This is a genomic window from Streptomyces sp. NPDC051105 (genome assembly GCF_040682795.1).
In the GTDB taxonomy this organism is placed as follows: Bacteria; Actinomycetota; Actinomycetes; order Streptomycetales; family Streptomycetaceae; genus Streptomyces.
Genome location: NZ_JBFBBR010000014.1, coordinates 187,980 through 206,320, shown reverse-complemented (window position 1 = coordinate 206,320; position 18,341 = coordinate 187,980). Strand labels below are relative to the sequence as shown.

15 protein-coding genes are annotated in these 18,341 nt (G+C 71.9%); 3 read left to right on the top strand and 12 right to left on the bottom strand.

Features of this window, described 5'->3' with window-relative positions:
• Positions 1-4: 4 nt before the first annotated feature.
• Both AB0N16_RS30805 and AB0N16_RS30800 read right to left on the bottom strand, forming a co-directional pair.
• Positions 5-1,279, bottom strand: a complete 1,275-nt coding sequence (locus tag AB0N16_RS30805) for an ATP-binding protein (protein WP_365802325.1) — start codon at positions 1,277-1,279, stop codon at positions 5-7.
• Positions 1,280-1,429: 150 nt separating this feature from the next.
• The gene (locus AB0N16_RS30800) at positions 1,430-2,107 is read right to left on the bottom strand and encodes a response regulator transcription factor (protein ID WP_007382513.1); all 678 of its coding nucleotides are present in this window, start codon (positions 2,105-2,107) and stop codon (positions 1,430-1,432) included.
• A 489-nt stretch (positions 2,108-2,596) separates the two neighbouring features.
• Here AB0N16_RS30800 and AB0N16_RS30795 point away from each other — a divergent pair, with 489 nt between their 5' ends.
• Positions 2,597-4,093, top strand: coding sequence for an oligopeptide:H+ symporter (locus AB0N16_RS30795; protein ID WP_365802323.1), 1,497 nt, complete (start codon positions 2,597-2,599; stop codon positions 4,091-4,093).
• A gap of 120 nt (positions 4,094-4,213) precedes the next feature.
• Here AB0N16_RS30795 and AB0N16_RS30790 read toward each other — a convergent pair whose 3' ends face one another.
• The 6 genes from AB0N16_RS30790 to AB0N16_RS30765 all read right to left on the bottom strand — a co-directional run bounded on the left by AB0N16_RS30790 (position 4,214) and on the right by AB0N16_RS30765 (position 9,593).
• On the bottom strand, positions 4,214-5,533 hold the full coding sequence (locus AB0N16_RS30790) for a hypothetical protein (protein ID WP_365802321.1): 1,320 nt from the start codon (positions 5,531-5,533) through the stop codon (positions 4,214-4,216).
• 2 nt (positions 5,534-5,535) lie between these two features.
• A complete protein-coding gene (locus AB0N16_RS30785; protein WP_365802319.1) occupies positions 5,536-6,606 on the bottom strand; it encodes a hypothetical protein in 1,071 nt (356 codons plus the stop codon).
• A complete protein-coding gene (locus AB0N16_RS30780; protein ID WP_365802317.1) occupies positions 6,603-7,451 on the bottom strand; it encodes a hypothetical protein in 849 nt (282 codons plus the stop codon). The genes AB0N16_RS30785 and AB0N16_RS30780 overlap by 4 nt, the downstream gene beginning before the upstream one ends.
• Before the next feature lie 29 nt (positions 7,452-7,480).
• Entirely contained in the window at positions 7,481-8,146 is a 666-nt protein-coding gene (locus AB0N16_RS30775) for an LPXTG cell wall anchor domain-containing protein (protein WP_365802441.1), read from the bottom strand.
• 343 nt (positions 8,147-8,489) lie between these two features.
• Entirely contained in the window at positions 8,490-9,008 is a 519-nt protein-coding gene (locus AB0N16_RS30770) for an ATP-binding protein (protein ID WP_365802315.1), read from the bottom strand.
• Between the two features lie 180 nt (positions 9,009-9,188).
• On the bottom strand, positions 9,189-9,593 hold the full coding sequence (locus tag AB0N16_RS30765) for an STAS domain-containing protein (protein WP_365802313.1): 405 nt from the start codon (positions 9,591-9,593) through the stop codon (positions 9,189-9,191).
• A gap of 304 nt (positions 9,594-9,897) precedes the next feature.
• Between AB0N16_RS30765 and AB0N16_RS30760 the strand changes: the two genes are divergently transcribed.
• Together AB0N16_RS30760 and AB0N16_RS30755 are read left to right on the top strand one after the other, a co-directional pair.
• Positions 9,898-10,791 carry an RNA polymerase sigma factor SigF gene (locus AB0N16_RS30760; protein WP_365802439.1) on the top strand — a complete coding sequence of 298 codons (894 nt, stop codon included), beginning with the start codon at positions 9,898-9,900 and terminating at the stop codon, positions 10,789-10,791.
• 287 nt (positions 10,792-11,078) lie between these two features.
• Entirely contained in the window at positions 11,079-12,575 is a 1,497-nt protein-coding gene (locus AB0N16_RS30755; RefSeq protein WP_365802311.1) for an RICIN domain-containing protein, read from the top strand.
• Position 12,576: 1 nt separating this feature from the next.
• On the opposite strand, the gene hutI is transcribed toward AB0N16_RS30755, so the two are convergent.
• The 4 genes from hutI to hutU all read right to left on the bottom strand — a co-directional run bounded on the left by hutI (position 12,577) and on the right by hutU (position 18,255).
• On the bottom strand, positions 12,577-13,755 hold the full coding sequence (hutI, locus tag AB0N16_RS30750) for an imidazolonepropionase (protein ID WP_365802309.1): 1,179 nt from the start codon (positions 13,753-13,755) through the stop codon (positions 12,577-12,579).
• 47 nt (positions 13,756-13,802) lie between these two features.
• A complete protein-coding gene (locus AB0N16_RS30745; protein ID WP_365802307.1) occupies positions 13,803-15,158 on the bottom strand; it encodes a formimidoylglutamate deiminase in 1,356 nt (451 codons plus the stop codon).
• The gene (locus AB0N16_RS30740; protein WP_365802437.1) at positions 15,155-16,357 is read right to left on the bottom strand and encodes an allantoate amidohydrolase; all 1,203 of its coding nucleotides are present in this window, start codon (positions 16,355-16,357) and stop codon (positions 15,155-15,157) included. Before AB0N16_RS30740 ends, AB0N16_RS30745 begins: the two co-directional genes overlap by 4 nt.
• A 233-nt stretch (positions 16,358-16,590) precedes the next feature.
• Positions 16,591-18,255 carry a urocanate hydratase gene (gene hutU, locus AB0N16_RS30735; RefSeq protein WP_365802305.1) on the bottom strand — a complete coding sequence of 555 codons (1,665 nt, stop codon included), beginning with the start codon at positions 18,253-18,255 and terminating at the stop codon, positions 16,591-16,593.
• Positions 18,256-18,341 lie beyond the last annotated feature (86 nt).

Here is an 18,341-nt window from a genome sequence, read left to right as displayed (position 1 = left end):
CTTCCTAGCGGACCGTCGGCCGGTCGTCGTCCGGCGGCTTGTGGGCCGGCGGGGTGCGGGACAGGAACAGGCCGAACACCGGCGGCTGGGCCTGGAGCAGTTCCAGGCGGCCACCGTCGGCCTCCGCGAGGTCGCGGGCGACGGCCAGCCCGATCCCGGTGGAGTTACGGCCGCTGATCGTCCGCTCGAAGATCCGGTTGCCGAGGTCGGCGGGCACCCCGGCGCCCTCGTCGGTCACCTCGACGACCGCCTGGTTGCCGGTGACCCGGGTGCGCAGGGCGACCGTGCCGCCGCCGTGCATCAGCGAGTTCTCGATCAGCGCGGCCAGCACCTGGGCGACCGCGCCCGGCGTGCCCACCGCCCGCAGATGCCGCTTGCCGGAGCTGACGATCGCCCGGCCCGAGCTGCGGTAGGCGGGCCGCCACTCGGCGAGCTGCTGCTGGATGACCTCGTCGAGGTCGAAGGTGACGGCGGAGCCGGTGCGCGGGTCGCGGGAATTCGTCAGCAGCCGCTCCACGACATCGGTCAACCGCTCCACCTGCGTCAACGCCACGTTCGCCTCCTCCTTCACGGTGTCCGGGTCGTCGGTGAGGGTGATCTCCTCGAGCCGCATGGACAGCGCGGTCAGCGGGGTGCGCAGCTGGTGGGAGGCGTCGGCGGCCAGCCGTCGCTCGGCGGTGAGCATCCGCCCAATCCGCTCGGCGGAGGAGTCCAGCACGTCGGCGACCCGGTCCAGCTCCGGGACGCCGTACCGCTTGTGCCGGGGGCGCGGGTCGCCGGAGCCCAGCCGCTCGGCGGTCTCGGCGAGGTCGGTGAGCGGGGAGGCGAGCCGGTTGGCCTGCCGGATGGCCAGCAGCACGGCGGCGATCACGGCGAGCAGCGCGACGGCCCCGATGATCAGCAGGGTACGGCCGACCTCCCGGGTCACCGTGGAGCGCGGCTCCTGGACGGTGACCGTCTCGCCTTCCTCGCCGTCGGCGGTGTAGTGGATGACATCGCCCTCGGGCTTGACCCCGAGCTCGATCGGCGCCTTGCCCGGGATCCGGATGACGGCGTACTGGTCCTTGCCGACCTGGCTGTGCAGTATCGCGGAGGTGACGTCCTCGTCCCCGAGGATGCGGCTGTCGACGATGCTGGCGAGCCGGAGCGCCTCGGAGTCCACCCGCTCCTGGGCACTGTTGCTGATGGTCCGACTCTCGACGATCACCAAGGAGACGCCGAACACGGCGATGACGACGAGCACGACGGCGAGGGTGGACTGGATCAGACGACGACGCACGGCACTCTCCGAGAAACGGCGACTTCAGCGCCCCTTCAGGGGCGCGGGGCGCTGACATGTGCGGCTCCGCCGCGTGGGCGCGGCCAGCCACACACGACGGCAGGTCGCGCACCTACCCGAGCCACCCACGGCGCGACGCGCGTAGCCGACCTAGCTCTTTTCGAAACGGAACCCGACACCACGCACCGTAGCGATGTACCGCGGGTTCGCCGCATCGTCGCCGAGCTTCTTCCGCAGCCACGAGATGTGCATGTCGAGCGTCTTGGTCGACGACCACCACGTCGTGTCCCAGACCTCCCGCATCAACTGGTCACGAGTAACCACCCGCCCGGCGTCCCGCACCAGCACCCGCAGCAGGTCGAACTCCTTCGCGGTGAGCTGGAGTTCCTCGTCGCCCATCCACGCCCGGTGCGACTCGACGTCGATCCGCACCCCGTGCGTGGCCGGCGGCTGCGCGGGCTCCGCGGCGCCGCGGCGGAGCAGCGCCCGTACCCGGGCGAGCAGTTCGGCGAGCCGGAACGGCTTGGTGACGTAGTCGTCGGCACCCGCGTCCAGGCCGACGACGGTGTCCACCTCGTCGGCCCGCGCGGTGAGGATGAGGATCGGTACGGCGTGGCCCTCGGCACGCAGCCGACGCGCCACCTCCAGGCCGTCCATGCCGGGCAGCCCGAGGTCCAGCACGACCAGGTCGATGCCGCCCTGCATTCCGGCGTCGAGCGCGGTGGGTCCGTCCTCGCGCACCTCGACCTCGTAACCTTCCCGGCGCAGTGCGCGGGCCAGCGGCTCCGAAATGGACGCGTCGTCCTCGGCGAGCAGTACACGGGTCATGAGGTGATGGTAGTCCGATTACGCGCTGTGCCGGGGTGTGATCGGCTCCAGGGATTCTTACCTTGGGGCACAGTGGTACGAACCTGTGAGCGAGAGGTGAGACCGTAGAGGGGCCTTCGAATGCGGGCGCCCGGTTCCCCCGACACCTGTGATCCGTGTCTCAAGTCCTTCCATATACGGCAGTGTCCTGACGTACAGTGACGTGAACGCCTGTAGTACACCCGGTGACCTTTGGTGGGCTTTGACGCTGAAGGTCTCTTTTGTGTGCGGGTCGGCCCAGGCCGGCCTCGAAAGGAATGACCTCTGGCCGGGCTCCGGACGCGACACAGCGTCACGGCGCGTGGATCCCGGTGGTCGCCGTCCGCCGCTCCGTGATCCGGGGTGGACTCCCCTGGGCGTGGGGTGGACGGTCCGACCCGCCGGTGCCGGCCGCTCCCCCCACGGGCGCGCACAGCCCCACCGCGCGTCCCGACCAGCAAGGAACGACCCATGGCGTCCAGCCTGACGAAGGACTCGGTCCGACCGGGCACCCCCGGTTCCGAGAGGACCTTCTTCGGCCACCCCCGCGGACTGGCCACTCTCTTCATGACCGAGATGTGGGAGCGTTTCTCCTACTACGGCATGAAGGCCCTGCTCCCGCTGTACCTGGTCGCGCCCGGCGGCCTGCACATGAGCGCTGCCACGGCGACGGCGATCTACTCGGTGTACCTGTCGCTCGTGTACCTGCTCGCCCTGCCGGGCGGCTGGTTCGCCGACCGTGTCCTCGGCCCCCGTAAGACGGTCGCCGTCGCGGGCGTGATCATCATGCTCGGCCACCTGACGCTGGCGCTGCCCAGCGCCGGAACGTTCTTCGCGGGCCTCGGCCTGGTCGCCATAGGCTCAGGTCTGCTGAAGGCCAACATCTCCACGATGGTCGGTCACCTGTACGACGGTCCGGACGACCCGCGCCGCGACGGTGGCTTCACGCTCTTCTACATCGGCATCAACGTGGGCGCGTTCGCCGCGCCGCTGGCCATCGGCACGGTCGGCGAGAACTACAACTGGCACCTCGGCTTCGCGCTGGCCGCGCTCGGCATGGCGCTGGGCCTGGCCCAGTTCCTGCTCGGCACGCGCCACCTGAGCTCGCGTTCGGACATCGTCCCGACGCCGCTGTCCGCCGCGGAGAAGAAGGCGACGCTCACCAAGGCCGGTCTGTGGGCCGCCGTCGCCGTGGTCTTCTACGCCGTCGTGGGTGTCTCCGGCGTCTACACGCTGAACTGGCTGCTGGTCCCGATCACGATCGCCGGTCTGCTGATCCCGGTCGTCGTCATCGCCCGCATCAAGCGCGACAAGGACCTGGACCGCGCCGACCAGTCCAAGATGAGCGCGTACATCTGGTTCTTCGTGGCCGCCGCGGTCTTCTGGATGATCTACGACCAGGGTGGCTCGACGGTCTCCCTGTTCGCCGAGGCCTCCGCGCGGAACACCATCTTCGGCTGGGAGTTCCCGGTCTCCTGGTACCAGTCCGTCAACCCGGTCATGATCATGGCGTTCGCGCCGGTCTTCGCCTGGGCGTGGCTGGCGATGGCACGGCGCGGCAAGGAGCCGAGCACGGCCGTGAAGTTCGCCGGTGGTCTGGTGCTGATCGGTGCGTCGTTCTTCCTGTTCCTCGCGCCGCTGTCGATCGCGGACGGCGGTCACAAGGCCGCGGCGATGTGGCTGGTCGGCATCTACTTCGTGCAGACCGTGGGTGAGCTGCTGCTCTCTCCGGTGGGTCTGTCCGTGACGACCAAGATGGCTCCGGCGAAGTACGCGTCCCAGATGATGGGTGTGTGGTTCCTGGCGGTCACCGCGGGCGACGCGACGACCGGTCTGCTGTCCATCGCCGGCGTCGACCTCAACAAGACGGGGATCGTGGCGTTCCAGGCGGTGCTGGCGGTGCTCGCCGGTGCGGCGGTGTGGATGTACCGGAAGAAGGTCCGGGAGCTCATGGGCGACGTTCACTGATCGTCTTCCGCGTCTTCTGACAGAGGGCCACCGCGTTCTTTTGAACGGGGTGGCCCTCGTCGTGTCTCGGCTATCCGCCGGATGTGGCTGGTCGCGCAGTTCCCCGCGCCCCTGACTAAGTCACCTCATCCTTTTTCGTGGCATGAAGGTGAACACAGCGCCGCCCAGCAAGATGGCCGTTCCTGCCACCAGTCCAAGTGCCTTCACCGCCCCGTTGCTGCTGTCGCCCGTCTCCGCCAGGCCGCCGCTGCCGCTCGAACTGCCCGCCGAACCGCCCGACGTCGACGAACCGCCCGACGCGCCGCTCGCCTGCTCCGTCGTGTCCAGCGTCAACGACACCTCCGACTTGGTCGGCGTGCAGGTCGTCGTCGTGCCCAGCGCGTTGACCGTCAGCACACCCGGTGACAGCGTCGACTCGCCGCTCGCGCCCGGCTTGTACGTGCCGGTCAGGTCCGGGATGTCGATCGGGTCGCCGGACTTGATCGCGGAGGAGTTGGTGGGGCCCTCCACATGGACCGTGCCCTTGTCCGCGCCGCCCAGGACCACCTCCATCGACGGCTTCACCGAGTCCGCCGGGATGTCCGCCGGGCTGTCCATCACCGACCCGTTGAACTGCACGGTGAGGTCGAAACTCCCGCCGTTCTTCTTGGCGTTGATCTGCACCGGGGAGGTCGCGTTCTTGTCGCCGATGGGCGTCTTGCAGGCGTAGGGGACCTCGACCTCCTTGCCCGTGAAGTCGGTCTGGCCGGTACCCGTGCCGTCGGAGGCGGATGCGGAGGCCGAGGCCGAGGCCGAGTCGGACGGGGAGGCGGAGGCGGACTCCGACGCCGAGTCCGAGGGGGACGGGGAGGCCGAGCCGGTGTCGGTCGGTGTCGCCGAGTCGCTGGAACCGCCGCCGGTCACCTCGATCGTCGCCGCCTTCTGCACGGTCGCCGAGGGGGTGCACACGGTGTCCGTCCCGAACGCGTTGACCTTGTACGCGTCCGGGGTGAGCGTCACCTCGCCGGGTGACGTCAGTTTCAGCGTGCCCGTCATGTCGGACAGCACCATGTCGCCGCCCTTGGGGATCGCCGGGTTCTCGCGCGGCCCCTGCAGGGCGATGTCGGCGGTCTGGGCGCCGGCCGCCTTGAGCGTGCCGGACGGCTGGACGGAGTTGGCGGGCAGGTCGATGATGTCCGGGTTCTTGGACGCGGCCTGCACGAACTTCCAGGTGATGTCGACCGTGTCGCCGACCTTCGCGGTGGCGGGCGCGGTGATCTCCACCGTCGTGGTCCCGTCGACGGGGTCGGCGACCCCGGCGGGCGGTACGCAGTGGGTCGCGAACGACACCTCGGCCGCCTGTGCGGTCCCGGCGGCCGCGCCCAGCAGCAGGCCCGCCCCGCCGAGGACCAGCGCGGCCGCCGCCGCGCCCGCTCTGACCGGTGTCACTCTCCTTCGCATGGTCACGTGGTTCCCTTCCTGGTGGGAGTCGTGGGACTCGTGGAACTGTCGTCGTGCGGTGCGGAGAGCGGACCGGCCGCCGTGCCCGGATCGTTGTCCGGGGTGAACCACGGCAGGGTCGAGGTCGTGTCGGGCGCGGGCTCCGGCGCGCGCAGACGCGGCAGGCGCAGGGTCGGGCGGTGCACGCCCCGGTGGCGGATGCCGCCCGCGCGGGGCGGTCGCACCCGGTCCACCACCGCCATGCCGATGCGGAAGACGGCGGCCGGTACGACCACGCAGAGCAGGATCCAGAACAGGGTCACCCCCCAGGGACGGCCGACGCCCCAGGGCTGCTCGGCGAGGACCTTGCCGTCGTACCGGAGGGAGACGGTGTAGTCGCCGTGCGCCCCCGCGGAGAGTTCGACGGGCAGTTTGATCTGCGCCTTCTTGCCGGGCGCCAGGGTGCCGCGCCACTGCTGCTCGTCCCACTGGGGGGCGAACACGCCGTGCGCGGTGCCGACTTGGAAGACAGGGTCCTTGAGGGTGGTGGAGCCCGCGTTGCCGATGGTGAAGACGAGGGTGCGGGAGGGGGGTGCGCCGAACCAGGTCAGCAGGCCGGAGGAGCCGTCGAGGCGGGTGTCGGTGAGCATCGAGAGGCGTCCGCCGGTGGGCTCGGCGGGCAGCGCCTTCACGGGGTGCCCGGCGACCTGGAAGCCGGCGTCCGCGTCGGCCTTCGCACCGGTCACGGTGGCCACGTGCACCACGCAGGGGCAGGGCACCGGCGGCTCGGCGACCGGGAGCTGCTTGCCGAAGCCGCCCTTCGCGTCGGTGGTGACGGCCCGCCCGTCGGCGTTGGCGCAGGAGTTGGTGCCGCCGATCACGCCCCGGGCGGGGGTGGCCTGGCCGCAGATCAGCATCATCAGCAGGGTGTGCGGCCGCCAGCCGGTGCCGCTCACGGTGATCGACCCGCCGGTGCCGGCCTGAGCCTCGGAGACCTTGACGGCCGGTCCGTCGGCGGCCGCGGCCAGGGGCGTCAGAAGCAGCGCGAACACCGCCGCCAGCGCCGTCGATATCGCGATCGCACGTGCTCTCACCTCGCCGCTCCCGTCAACTCGGCCTCCATGGACAGGGGTCCGGCCGTCGCCTGGTCGGCACGGCGCCTGCGCAGTCGTACGACCGTCACAGCGGCCCCGGCCGCCAGCGCACCCGCGGTCCCCGCGACCGCACCCCACGGCACGAACCGCGCCCGCGCGACCCCCGTGTCGCGCGCGCCGCCCGCCGTCGCCGTCAGCCGGACGTCGACCGCGTCCAGGGCGGGGTGGCCGGGCCAGGGCTCGCTGAGTTCGGTGCGGCTGCCGGGGGCGAGGCGGACCGGGAGGGTGCGCGGGGCCCGGTCCAGGAGGTCCCGGCCGAAGACCCCGTCCGCGCGTACCGCGAGCTTCGGTACGAGGACGGTCGTCCCCCGGTTGACCAGCTCGTAGGTGATGCGGTCGCCATGGACGGCGACGTGTTCGACGGTCAGCGCGGTCAGGGTGGGGCCGCCGACGCGCAGCCGGACGCGGACGGTGGCGGTGCGGCCGTCGGCGTCCTTCGCGACGAGTGTGCCGGGACGGTCGCCGGGGGCGGCACCGCTGGGGACGGTCACCGTGAAGGGGACGTCGGCCCGGGTGCGCGCGGGGACACGGACGGTCGGCTCGGCGAAGGCGACGGGGACGCCGGTGCCGGACAGCCGTACCGTGACCGGGTGGCCGCCGCGGTTGGTCACCGACACGGTGTCCTGGAGGACCGCCCCGGGGGCGCCCTCGGCGTAGAAGGACGGGCGGCCGCCGCCCGCGGGCGCGAGTGACCAGCCCCCGGCCGCCGCGGCGCGCGGGGCGGTGGCGAGCAGGGTCAGCACGGCGAGGCCGAGCACACGGGTGGCGGACTGGGCGGACGGCATGGGCGGCTCCAGCGGTCGGACCCTCGGGGTCAGCGGCGTACGGCCTGGTTCCGCCGGGTCAGCCAGAGGGCGCCGGCCGCGCCCGCGAGCAGCACAGTGCCGCCGAGGGTGCCGAGCGCGACGAACGAGTCCTCGGGGCCGGTCTTCGGGAGGGTGCCCGCGGAGTCGCCGCCGGTGCCGCCGGACGACGAGCCGGATCCGGTGGAGCCGGTGGAGCCGGAGGAGCCGGTGGAGCCGCCTCCGCTCGCGGCGCTCACGTCCAGGGTCAGGGACGGGCCCGGGTTGTTGGTGGGGCTGCAGGTGGTCGTCGTACCGAGCGCCTTGATGGTGAGGATGCCCGCCGTGAACGTCACCTTGCCGGTCTTCTCCGGCGTGTAGGTGCCGCTCAGGTCGTTGATCTTGATGGGAGTGTTGGCGGGGATCGCGGCCTGGTTGGGCGAGCCGGTCACGTTCAGGGTCCCGCTGTCGGCGCCGCCGAGCTTGATGGTGGCGCTCGGGTTCATCGCGCCCTTGCCGAGTTCGACGGGGCTGGAGGAGACCCCCTTCTGCCAGGACATCGTGATCTTGTAGCCGCTGCCGCTCCGGACGCCCTTGATGTCGATCGGGGAGACGGCGCTCTTGTCGCCGATCGGCGTCTTGCAGGCGTAGTTGACGTCGACGACGGTGGCGTGCGCCGCCGGGGCGGTGAGCAGCATCGCCGAGCCGGCCAGGGCGGCGGCGGACGCGAGCACGGCGGTGCGTTTCGGGTACGACGACACGGTCGGTCCACCCCATTCGCTACTGACGAGGTATCAGATTCGGCCGTCAAGGTACGCCGGGGCACATGAGGAAGGAAGAGAAAGGGCATGGCGGAAGTGTGAGCGCCCCGTGAGTGAAGTGCCCCGCAAGTGAAGCGCCCCGCAAGGGGCGTGGGGCTCTGTCGATGTGCGGCTCCGCCGCGTGGGCGCGTGCAACCACAGACAACCCGCGGCCGCCGTCCGGCACAACGCGGCACCCCCTCAGGCGCACGCCGTACCCCTCAGGCGCACGCCGCTCCCCCTACGCCGGCGCGCCCAGCTCCGCCCAGACCGTCTTCCCGGTCTCGCCGGACGCCCGGACAACCCCCCAGTCCAGGCACAGCCGCTGCACGATGAACATCCCGTGCCCCCCCGGCCGCCCCGACCGATGCGGAGTCCGCGGCGCCGGCTGCCCGGCCCCCCGGTCGGACACCTCCACCCGGATCACCTTGTTGTCGCAGGCCAGGAACAACTCGTCCGGCCCCTCCGCATGCAGGCACGCGTTGGTGACGAGTTCGGAGACGACGAGCAGCACATCCTCCGCAGCCGCCCTGCGGTCGGCGGACGCGGCGGGCAGCCAGCCCCACGCGTACAGCGCCTGCCGGGCGAAGTCGCGAGCGAGCGGGACGACCCCGCTCTCACCGACCAGGCGCAGCCTGCGGACCTGACGACCCCCCGACGAGTCGGACGGCACGTCGGACGCCGCCCCCTCGGACACCCCGGAGACGCCGCCGGTCTCCGGGCCGCGGTCGCCCGGCGGGTAAGGCCGGGTGGTGCTCATCAGCGCTTCACCTCACCGTTTCACCGGTTCACGATTCACAAATTCGCATTGCTGCAGTTCGTACGGGCCTGTCGGCATGACCTACTCAACCGGGCCGGGTCGGTCGCCGACAGATCCAGAATGTCTCCTGCCCGGGCGATCCGCCGGGACACCCCCTGGTTCCGAATACCGGGCCAGGCCTCAGCTCTCACTGTCTGTTTCGCCGGTTTCGCCGGGCTCATCGGCCAGGGCCGCCTCGACCGAGTCGTGGACGGTGAAGACCGCCTCGGCCCCCGTGATCTCGAACACCCGGGCGACGACGGGCAGCATCCCGGCGAGATGCACCCCGCCTCCGGCGGCCTCTGCCCGCAGCCGGGTGCCGAGCAGCACGTTCAGCCCCGTGGAGTCGCAGAACTCAAGGCGTGAACAGTCGACGACAAGGCGCGAGAAGCCCTTGTCGAGAAGATCGTCGAGCGGCTCGCGCAGCAGATCGGCGGTGTGGTGATCGAGCTCACCCGCCGGAATCACGACGGCGCTGGGGCCCTCTTCCCGCACTTCCACCAGCAGCCGGCCCGACTGTGCGCTGCCGACCGTCCCGTGGTCCATTGCCGTCTCTCTCCCGAGGTCGTGACCGCTTTTACCACCGTCTGACCGATGTCTGACGATGCCCACCGATATCCGCCGACGTCATGTCGGCGCCCTCGAACATTACGCCTTCTCCACGTACTCCGACACCCGAACAACCTCTCACAATCGGACAAATGCCAATAGAACGGACTTGCGAGTGGCTCACCGAAGCGGGTAGGGCTAGTAGGGACACGAAAACCGACACGGCCGGCTTTGGAGGCGCCGCACACCGCAGTGCACGCACGGCTTCGGCAGCCTTATGCCGAGAACGATGGAGGACACCATGTCACCCCGGCTCGACGCATCGCATACCCGGACGGCGACGTCGACACCCCCACCGGAACAACTGGATGCCATCGAGGGACTCGCCACGGAGCTCGACCTCCCCGAGATCCCCCCGTACGACGAGGTCGGCGCGGTCGACGCGCGAGCCCTGTCCAAGACCCTCTTCGAGCGGCTGGAGTCGCTGGAGGAAGGCACGTACGAGTACTCGTACGTACGCAACACTCTCGTCGAACTGAACCTCGCCCTCGTCAAGTTCGCCGCCTCCCGGTTCCGCTCCCGCAGCGAGCCGATGGAGGACATCATCCAGGTCGGCACGATCGGCCTGATCAAGGCGATCGACCGCTTCGAACTCTCCCGCGGCGTCGAGTTCCCCACCTTCGCGATGCCAACCATCATCGGCGAGATCAAGCGCTTCTTCCGCGACACGTCGTGGTCGGTACGGGTCCCCCGCCGCCTCCAGGAGCTGCGTATCGACCTCGCCAAGGCGGGCGACGAGCTGGCCCAGAAGCTGGACCGCGCCCCGACGGTCGCGGAACTCGCGGAACGCCTCGGCCTCTCGAACGACGAGGTCGTCGAGGGCATGGCCGCCTCCAACGCGTACACGGCCTCCTCCCTGGACGCACAGCCGGACGAGGACGACTCCGAGGGCGCCCTGGCGGACCGCATCGGCTACGAGGACCACAGCCTCGAAGGCATCGAGTACATCGAGTCCCTGAAGCCGCTGATCGCCGAACTCCCCTCCAGGGACCGCAGGATCCTCTCGCTGCGCTTCGTCGCCGGCATGACCCAGTCGGAGATCGGCGAGGAACTCGGCATCTCGCAGATGCACGTGTCCCGGCTGCTGTCCCGGACGCTGGTGCAGCTGCGCAAGGCGCTGACGCTGGAGGAGTGACACAAGCGGCCGGCCGGGGTCGTACGGCTGTGGGCGCGCGGGAGCCGGTGCTCCCGCGCGCCCACAGCCGTATGCCGGACACACCCCCGTCGGCCACCCCGCCCGCCCCGCCCGCCTCTCCTCCCCTTCTCCGCCCTTCCCTCCCCCCGTGTCTCCCCCGACTCTCCCCCGTCCCTCCCGCCCGTCTCTTTTCGTCAAAGGGCTCCCTCGCGCCCCACCCACACCCCAAACTGGCCGGTACGTCAGCAAGGACGGGCACACGGCCGGCCGGCACGAAGGGGCGCACGATGGTCCAGGACAACCCACTCCCGGACGCACGCCTGACCGAACTCCTGCGCACGCCCGCCGCCACCGCCTACCCGGCCCTCCAGGAGCTGCGCGCCCGCCACCAGCCCGCGGTCCTCGGCTACGCCCGGCTCTGCACGGCCGGTGACGCGGCGGCCCGCAGGCTCACCGCGGGGACCTTCACCACCGCCGCCCGGGACATCGCGCGCGGCGCCGAGCCGGTCGTCCCCCTGCGCCACCACCTGCTCCTGCTGACCGCGCGGCTGGCCGCCGAGTGGGCGCACGACGAACGCTCCGCCGCGCTGGACCCCACCGTGCTCCTGGTCCTGAACTCGACGGGCACCTCCGAGCCGCCCGCCCCGCCCCTGCTCGCGGCCTTCCAGTCCCTGCCGTCCCGCACCCAGGGCCTGCTCTGGTACGGCGTACTGGACCAGGAACCCCCCGCCGGGACCGCCACCCATCTGGGGCTGACCCCCGAGGACGTCCGGTACGACACCCCGCCCGCGCTCCAGTCCCTGGCGCAGGCCTGCCTCCGCCGCCGTCTGGCCGCCTCCGACGACCCGCGCTGCGCGGACTTCCGCCGGCTGATCGAGGAGTCGGTACGCCCGGAGAACCCGAGGCACAGCACCGACCTGCACGCGCACATGGCCCACTGCCCGTACTGCACGGCCGCGTTCGAGGATCTGAGCGCGCTCCGGGACAGCCCGCGCACCACGCTGGCGGAGTGGCTGCTGCCCTGGGGCGGAACGGCGTACGTACGGCAGGAGACCCCGTCACAGGCGCCCGCCGCGCCCGGCCCGGTGCGCGGACGCCGGTCCCCGTCCCGCCGCGTCCTGCTGACCTCCACGGCGCTGGGCGTGGCCCTCGTACCGCTGCTGCTGGTGCTCCTGACCCGCCCGGCCTCGCACCCCCGGAACCCGGCGGCCGCGGCACCGGCACCGCCCACCACCCCGCAGGTGACCGTGACGGCGACGGCGACCCTCTCCCCGTCGCCCTCCCGCACGAAGCCGTCGCACAGCCCGACCCCGACTCCGGCCCCCACCCCGCCTCCGACGCGCTCCGCCTCGCCGACCCCCTCGCCCGCCCCGAAGCCCCCGGGTGCCGGCTACGCCCAGGTCGTGAACGCCGCCACCGGCCAGTGTCTGGACGTCCGGGACGGCGACTTCGACAACGGCACCGACGTCGTCACGGCCGCCTGCTCCGCCTCCGCCACCCAGCGCTGGCGGGTCGACACCGGCCGGGGCGTCCTGCAGTCCGCCGCGGACCCCGACTTCTGCCTGGACAGCCGGGGTTCGGTCGACAAGGGCGTGGGCATCTGGGAGTGCTCGTCGGTGGACGGCGACCACGGCGACAACCTGCGCTTCACGGTCACCTTCGACGGCGAGATCCGCCCGGAGATCGCCCTCGCGACGGCCCTCACCCCGAACGGCGACGACCAGCTCTCCCTGGACCCGGCGAACGACGGCACGGCCCAGCGCTGGCGGGCCGGGGCGAGCTGAGTCAGCCGACGGCCCGAACGCCCCTGCGCCACACCCCGGCGACCAGCGGAACCCCGGGCCGGTAGGCGAGGTGGACGTGGCTGGGGGCGTCCAGCAGGGTCAGGTCGGCGCGGGCGCCGGGGCTGAGGCGGCCGACGTCGTCCCTGCGCAGGGCCTGCGCGCCGCCCGCCGTCGCCGACCACACCGCCTCGTCCGGGGTCATGCGCATGTCCCGTACGGCCAGGGCGATGCAGAAGGGGACGGAGGAGGTGAAGGAGGAGCCCGGGTTGCAGTCCGTGGACAGGGCCACGGTCACGCCCGCGTCGAGCAGGCGGCGGGCGTCCGGCCACTCGGCGCGGGTGGAGAACTCGGCGCCGGGGAGGAGGGTGGCCACCGTCGCGCTGTTCGCGAGGGCGTCCACGTCCGCGTCCGTGAGGTGGGTGCAGTGGTCGGCGCTCGCCGCGTCCAGTTCGACGGCCAGCTGGACGCCGGGGCCGTAGGAGAGCTGGTTGGCGTGGACGCGCGGGGTCAGGCCCTTCGCCTTGCCCGCCGTGAGGATCGCACGGGCCTGGTCGCCGTCGAACGCGCCCTTCTCGCAGAAGACGTCGACCCAACGGGCGTACGGGGCACAGGCGTCGAGCATCTCGCCGGTGACCAGGGAGACGTAGCCGGCCGGGTCGTCGGCGTAGTCCGGGGGGACGATGTGGGCGCCGAGGTAGGTCACCTCCTCGGTGTGGGCGGCGGCGATGCGCAGGGCCCGGGCCTCGTCCTCGACCGTCAGTCCGTAGCCCGACTTCGTCTCGAAGGTGGTGGTGCCCTGGCGGAGGGCCTCGGCGAGGTAGTGGGTGAGGTTCGCCTCCAGCTCCGCGTCGGTCGCGGCGCGGGTGGCGGCGACGGTGGTGCGGATGCCGCCCGCGGTGTACGACCGGCCGGACATCCGGGCGTTGAACTCCTGGGTGCGGTCGCCCGCGAAGACCAGGTGGGAGTGGGAGTCCACGAAGCCCGGCAGCACCGCCCGGCCGCCCGCGTCGACCCGGTTGTCAGTGGCGGGTGCTTTGCTGGATTCACCGGTCCACACGACCCGGTCGCCGTCGATGACGACGGCCGCGTCCTGGATCAGACCGAGAGGGGAGTTGTCACCGAGGGAGGGGTCGTTGGTGACCAGCGTGGCGATGTTGGTGATGACGGTGCTGCTGCTCATGGTGTCCTCGTGGGTGGTCGTCAGGCGCGGGATGCTTCGACGGCCCGTCAGGCGCGAAGGGCTTCCACGGCCCGCGCGAGGGCCTGTGGCACATCGGGGACGAGGGTGTGCGCACCGTCCCGTACGACGTGCCGCCCGCCCACGACCGTGTGCCGTACGTCCGCTGCCGTCGCCGCGAATACGGCCGTCTCGGCGCCCAGCCGGGGCAGCGGCCCTGCCGTCCTGACCGAGTCGAGCGCGATCGTCGTCAGGTCGGCGAGCATGCCGGTCTCGATGGTGCCGGCGGCCTCCCAGCCGAGGGCGGCGTGGCCGTCGGCGGAGGCGGCGCGCAGCAAGGCCGCGGCCGTCCAGTGGCCCCGGGTGCGGGTGCGCAGCCGCTCGTTCAGCTCCATCGCGCGCGCCTCTTCGAGCAGGTCGATGACGGCGTGGCTGTCGGAGCCGAGGGAGAGCGGCGAGCCCGCCCGCTGGAGGGCGACGGCCGGTCCGATGCCGTCGGCCAGGTCCCGTTCGGTCGTCGGGCACATACACGTGCCGGTGCCGGAGCCGCCGAGCAGGGCGACGTCCTCGTCGGTGAGGTGGGTGTTGTGGACGCCCGTGGTGCGCGGGCCGAGGACGCCGTGGTCGGCGAGCAGGCGGGTGGGGGTGCGGCCGTGGGCGGCCAGGCAGGCGTCGTTCTCGGCGGTCTGCTCCGACAGGTGCACATGGAGGGGGGCCCGCCGCTCCTCGGCCCAGCGGGCCACGGTCGCCAGCTGACCGGCGGGCACGGCCCGTACGGAGTGGATGGCCGCACCGATCCGCGCGTGATCCCGTTCCTTGAGAACTGAACAGCGTTCGGCCCAGGCCTCCGCGCTGCCGTCGGAGAACCGGAGCTGGTGGGCGTTGGGAGCCTCTCCGCGGTGCTCGTTCAGGATGGCCGAGGAGAGGTAGGCGGTGTCGAGGAGGGTGATGCGGATACCGGCGTCGGCGGCGGCCGCGATCAGCGCCTCGCCCATGGCGTTGGGGTCGGCGTACGGGGTGCCGCCGGGGGCGTGGTGGACGTAGTGGAACTCGCCGACGCAGGCGATGCCCGCCAGCGCCATCTCGGCGTACACCGCGCGGGCGAGCGCGTGGTAGGTCTCCGGGGTCAGCCGGTCGGCGAAGGAGTACATCACCTCGCGCCAGGTCCAGAAGGTCCCGGAGCCGACCTGGACGGTGCCGCGCAGGGCGCGGTGGAAGGCGTGCGAGTGGGCGTTGGCCAGGCCGGGGAGGGTGAGACCGCGGAGGGTCTCGGCCCCCGGCGGCGGGGTGGGGGTGTCCGTGCGGACGGCGGTGATCCGGCCGTCCGCCACCTCCACGGTGACACCGGGCTCGACATGCGTGTCCAGCCAGGCGTACTCCAACCAGTACGTCGTCCGTGTCGTCACCCGCAGGCCAGCCCTTCCAGTACGTCGGCGAGCGCGCTCACCCCGGCCACGCAGTCGTCCTCGGCCGCGAACTCGGCCGGGGAGTGCGAGACACCGGTGGGGTTGCGCACGAACAGCATGGCGGTCGGGATGCTCCCGGAGAGGATCCCGGCGTCGTGTCCCGCACCGGTGCCCAGGACGGGCACGGTGAGACCGGTGTCCCGGCCGAGGATGCGGCCCAGTTCGTCCCGCAGGGCGTGATCGAACTCGACGACCGGGGTGAAGGACTCCCGGACCACGTCGAGATCGATGCCGTGCGCCTGCGCGTACTCCCGGGCCGCCTTCTCGATGCCGCCGACGACGGTGTCGAGGGTGGCCTGGTCGGCGGCGCGCGAGTCGAGCCAGCCGCGCACCAGGGAGGGGATGGCGTTGACGCCGTTCGGCTCGACGGCGATCTTCCCGAAGGTGGCGACGGCACCGGCGAGTTGGGCCTCGCGGCGGGCGGCGAGCACGGTCTCGGCGTACGACAGCATGGGGTCGCGCCGGTCGGCCAGCCGGGTGGTGCCGGCGTGGTTGGCCTCGCCGCGGAAGTCGAACCGCCAGCGCCCGTGCGGCCAGATGGCGCTGGCGACGCCGACCCGGTCACCGGACAGGTCCAGCGCCCGGCCCTGTTCGACGTGCAGTTCGACGAAGGCGCCGATGCGGGCGAGCCGCTCGGGGTCGGCGCCGATGGCGTCGGGGTCGTAGCCGGCGGCCTCCATGGCCCGGGGCAGGGTGACCCCGTCCCCGTCGGTCAGCCGGTGCGCCTGCTCGACGGTGAGCTGCCCGGCGGTGAGCCGTGACCCGACACAGGCGAGCCCGAACCGGGCGCCCTCCTCGTCACCGAAGTTGACGATGGCGAGGGGCCTCGTGAACTCCGCCCCCCTGCGTCGGAGTTCGTCGAGCGCGGCGAACGAGGACACGACACCGAGGGGGCCGTCGAAGGCGCCGCCGTCCGGCACGGAGTCCAGATGCGACCCGGTGACGACGGCGTTCCCGGCGGTGGGGTCGCCGAGCCAGGCCCACTGGTTGCCGTTCCGGTCGACCTCGTACGTCAGCCCACGCGCCTCGGCCTGCTCCTGGAACCAGGCGCGGCACTCGGCGTCGGCCCCGGTCCAGGCGAAGCGCCGGTAACCGCGGGACTCGGGATGGCGGCCGACGGGAAGCAGTTCCCGCCACATCTCGTGGAAGGAGCCGCCACCGCCGACCGGCTGCACGGGCTGCGCCGGTACGGCCTGGGCCGCTCCGGGCCGTACCGCTCCAGGCTGTGGGCAGTCGTTCCGCAGGGCGACGGGGGTCCCCCCGCTCGAACGAAGTTGAGAGTGGGGGAGGGTGGGCGCAGCCGCACCCGCACCCGGCGCCGAGACCTCGGCCCCCACCGGAGCGCCGCCGCCACGTCCACTCTCACGGGGATTCACGCGTCGTCACCCTCGCGCATCGGCACTCGCACGCCTCGCTCGGCGGCGACCGACTCCGCGATGTCGTACCCGGCGTCCACGTGCCGGATGACACCCATGCCGGGGTCGTTGGTCAGTACCCGGCGGATCTTCTCGCCGGCGAGCTTCGTACCGTCGGCCACCGTCACCTGCCCCGCGTGGATGGACCGCCCCATCCCCACCCCACCGCCGTGGTGGATGGAGACCCAGGACGCACCCGACGCCACGTTCACCATGGCGTTCAGCAGCGGCCAGTCGGCGATCGCGTCGGACCCGTCCAGCATGGCCTCCGTCTCGCGGTAGGGCGAGGCCACGGAGCCGCAGTCGAGGTGGTCACGGCCGATCGCCAGCGGCGCCGCCAGCTCGCCGCTCGCCACCATGTCGTTGAACCGCTCGCCGGCCTTGTCCCGCTCGCCGTAGCCGAGCCAGCAGATACGCGCCGGCAGGCCCTGGAAGTGGACCCGCTCACCGGCCAGCTTGATCCAGCGGTGCAGGGACTCGTTCTCCGGGAAGAGGTCGAGGATCGCCTTGTCGGTCTTGTGGATGTCGGAGGCCTCGCCGGACAGGGCGGCCCAGCGGAAGGGACCCTTGCCCTCGGAGAAGAGGGGGCGGATGTAGGCGGGGACGAAGCCGGGGAAGGCGAACGCCCGCTCGTATCCGGCCAGTTGCGCCTCGCCGCGGATGGAGTTGCCGTAGTCGAAGACCTCGGCGCCGGCGTCCATGAAGCCGACCATGGCCTCGACGTGCCTGGCCATCGACTCCCGGGCGCGGGCCGTGAAGCCGGCCGGGTCCTTGGCCGCCGCGTCCGCCATGTCCTCGAAGGCCACGCCCACCGGCAGGTAGGCCAGGGGGTCGTGTGCCGAGGTCTGGTCGGTGACGATGTCGATGGGCGCGTTCATCGCGAGCAGCTGCGGGACCAGCTCGGCCGCGTTGCCGAGGACGCCGATGGAGAGCGGGCGGCGGGCGTCACGGGCCTCGGTGGCCAGCTGGAGCGCGTGGTCGAGCGAGTCGGCCTTGACGTCGAGGTACCGGTGCTCGATGCGGCGCTCGATGGCGCGCGGGTCGACGTCGATACAGATCGCGACGCCGTCGTTCATGGTGACGGCGAGGGGCTGGGCGCCGCCCATGCCGCCGAGGCCGGCGGTGAGGGTGATGGTCCCGGCGAGGGTGCCGTTGAACTTCTTCGCGGCGACGGCGGCGAAGGTCTCGTAGGTGCCCTGGAGGATGCCCTGGGTGCCGATGTAGATCCAGGAGCCGGCGGTCATCTGGCCGTACATGGTCAGGCCGAGGCCCTCCAGACGGCGGAACTCCTCCCAGTTGGCCCAGTCGCCGACCAGGTTGGAGTTGGCGATGAGGACGCGCGGCGCCCACTCGTGGGTCTGCATCACGCCGACCGGGCGTCCGGACTGGACCAGCATGGTCTCGTCCTGCTTGAGGGTGCGCAGCGTGCGGACCATGGCGTCGAAGGAGCGCCAGTCGCGGGCGGCCTTGCCGGTGCCGCCGTAGACGACGAGCTTGTCGGGGTGCTCGGCGACCTCGGGGTCCAGGTTGTTCTGCAGCATCCGCAGGGCGGCTTCCTGCTGCCATCCCAGGGCGCTCAGTTCCGTACCGCGCGGCGCTCGTACGGGGCGGGGTCCTGACATGGTCTGCCTCCTAGCGAATGACGGCCAGTGAAGTGTTCCTGCGGTTATTCGGTTATTCACATCCTGGCCCGCTGAATAGAACTAGT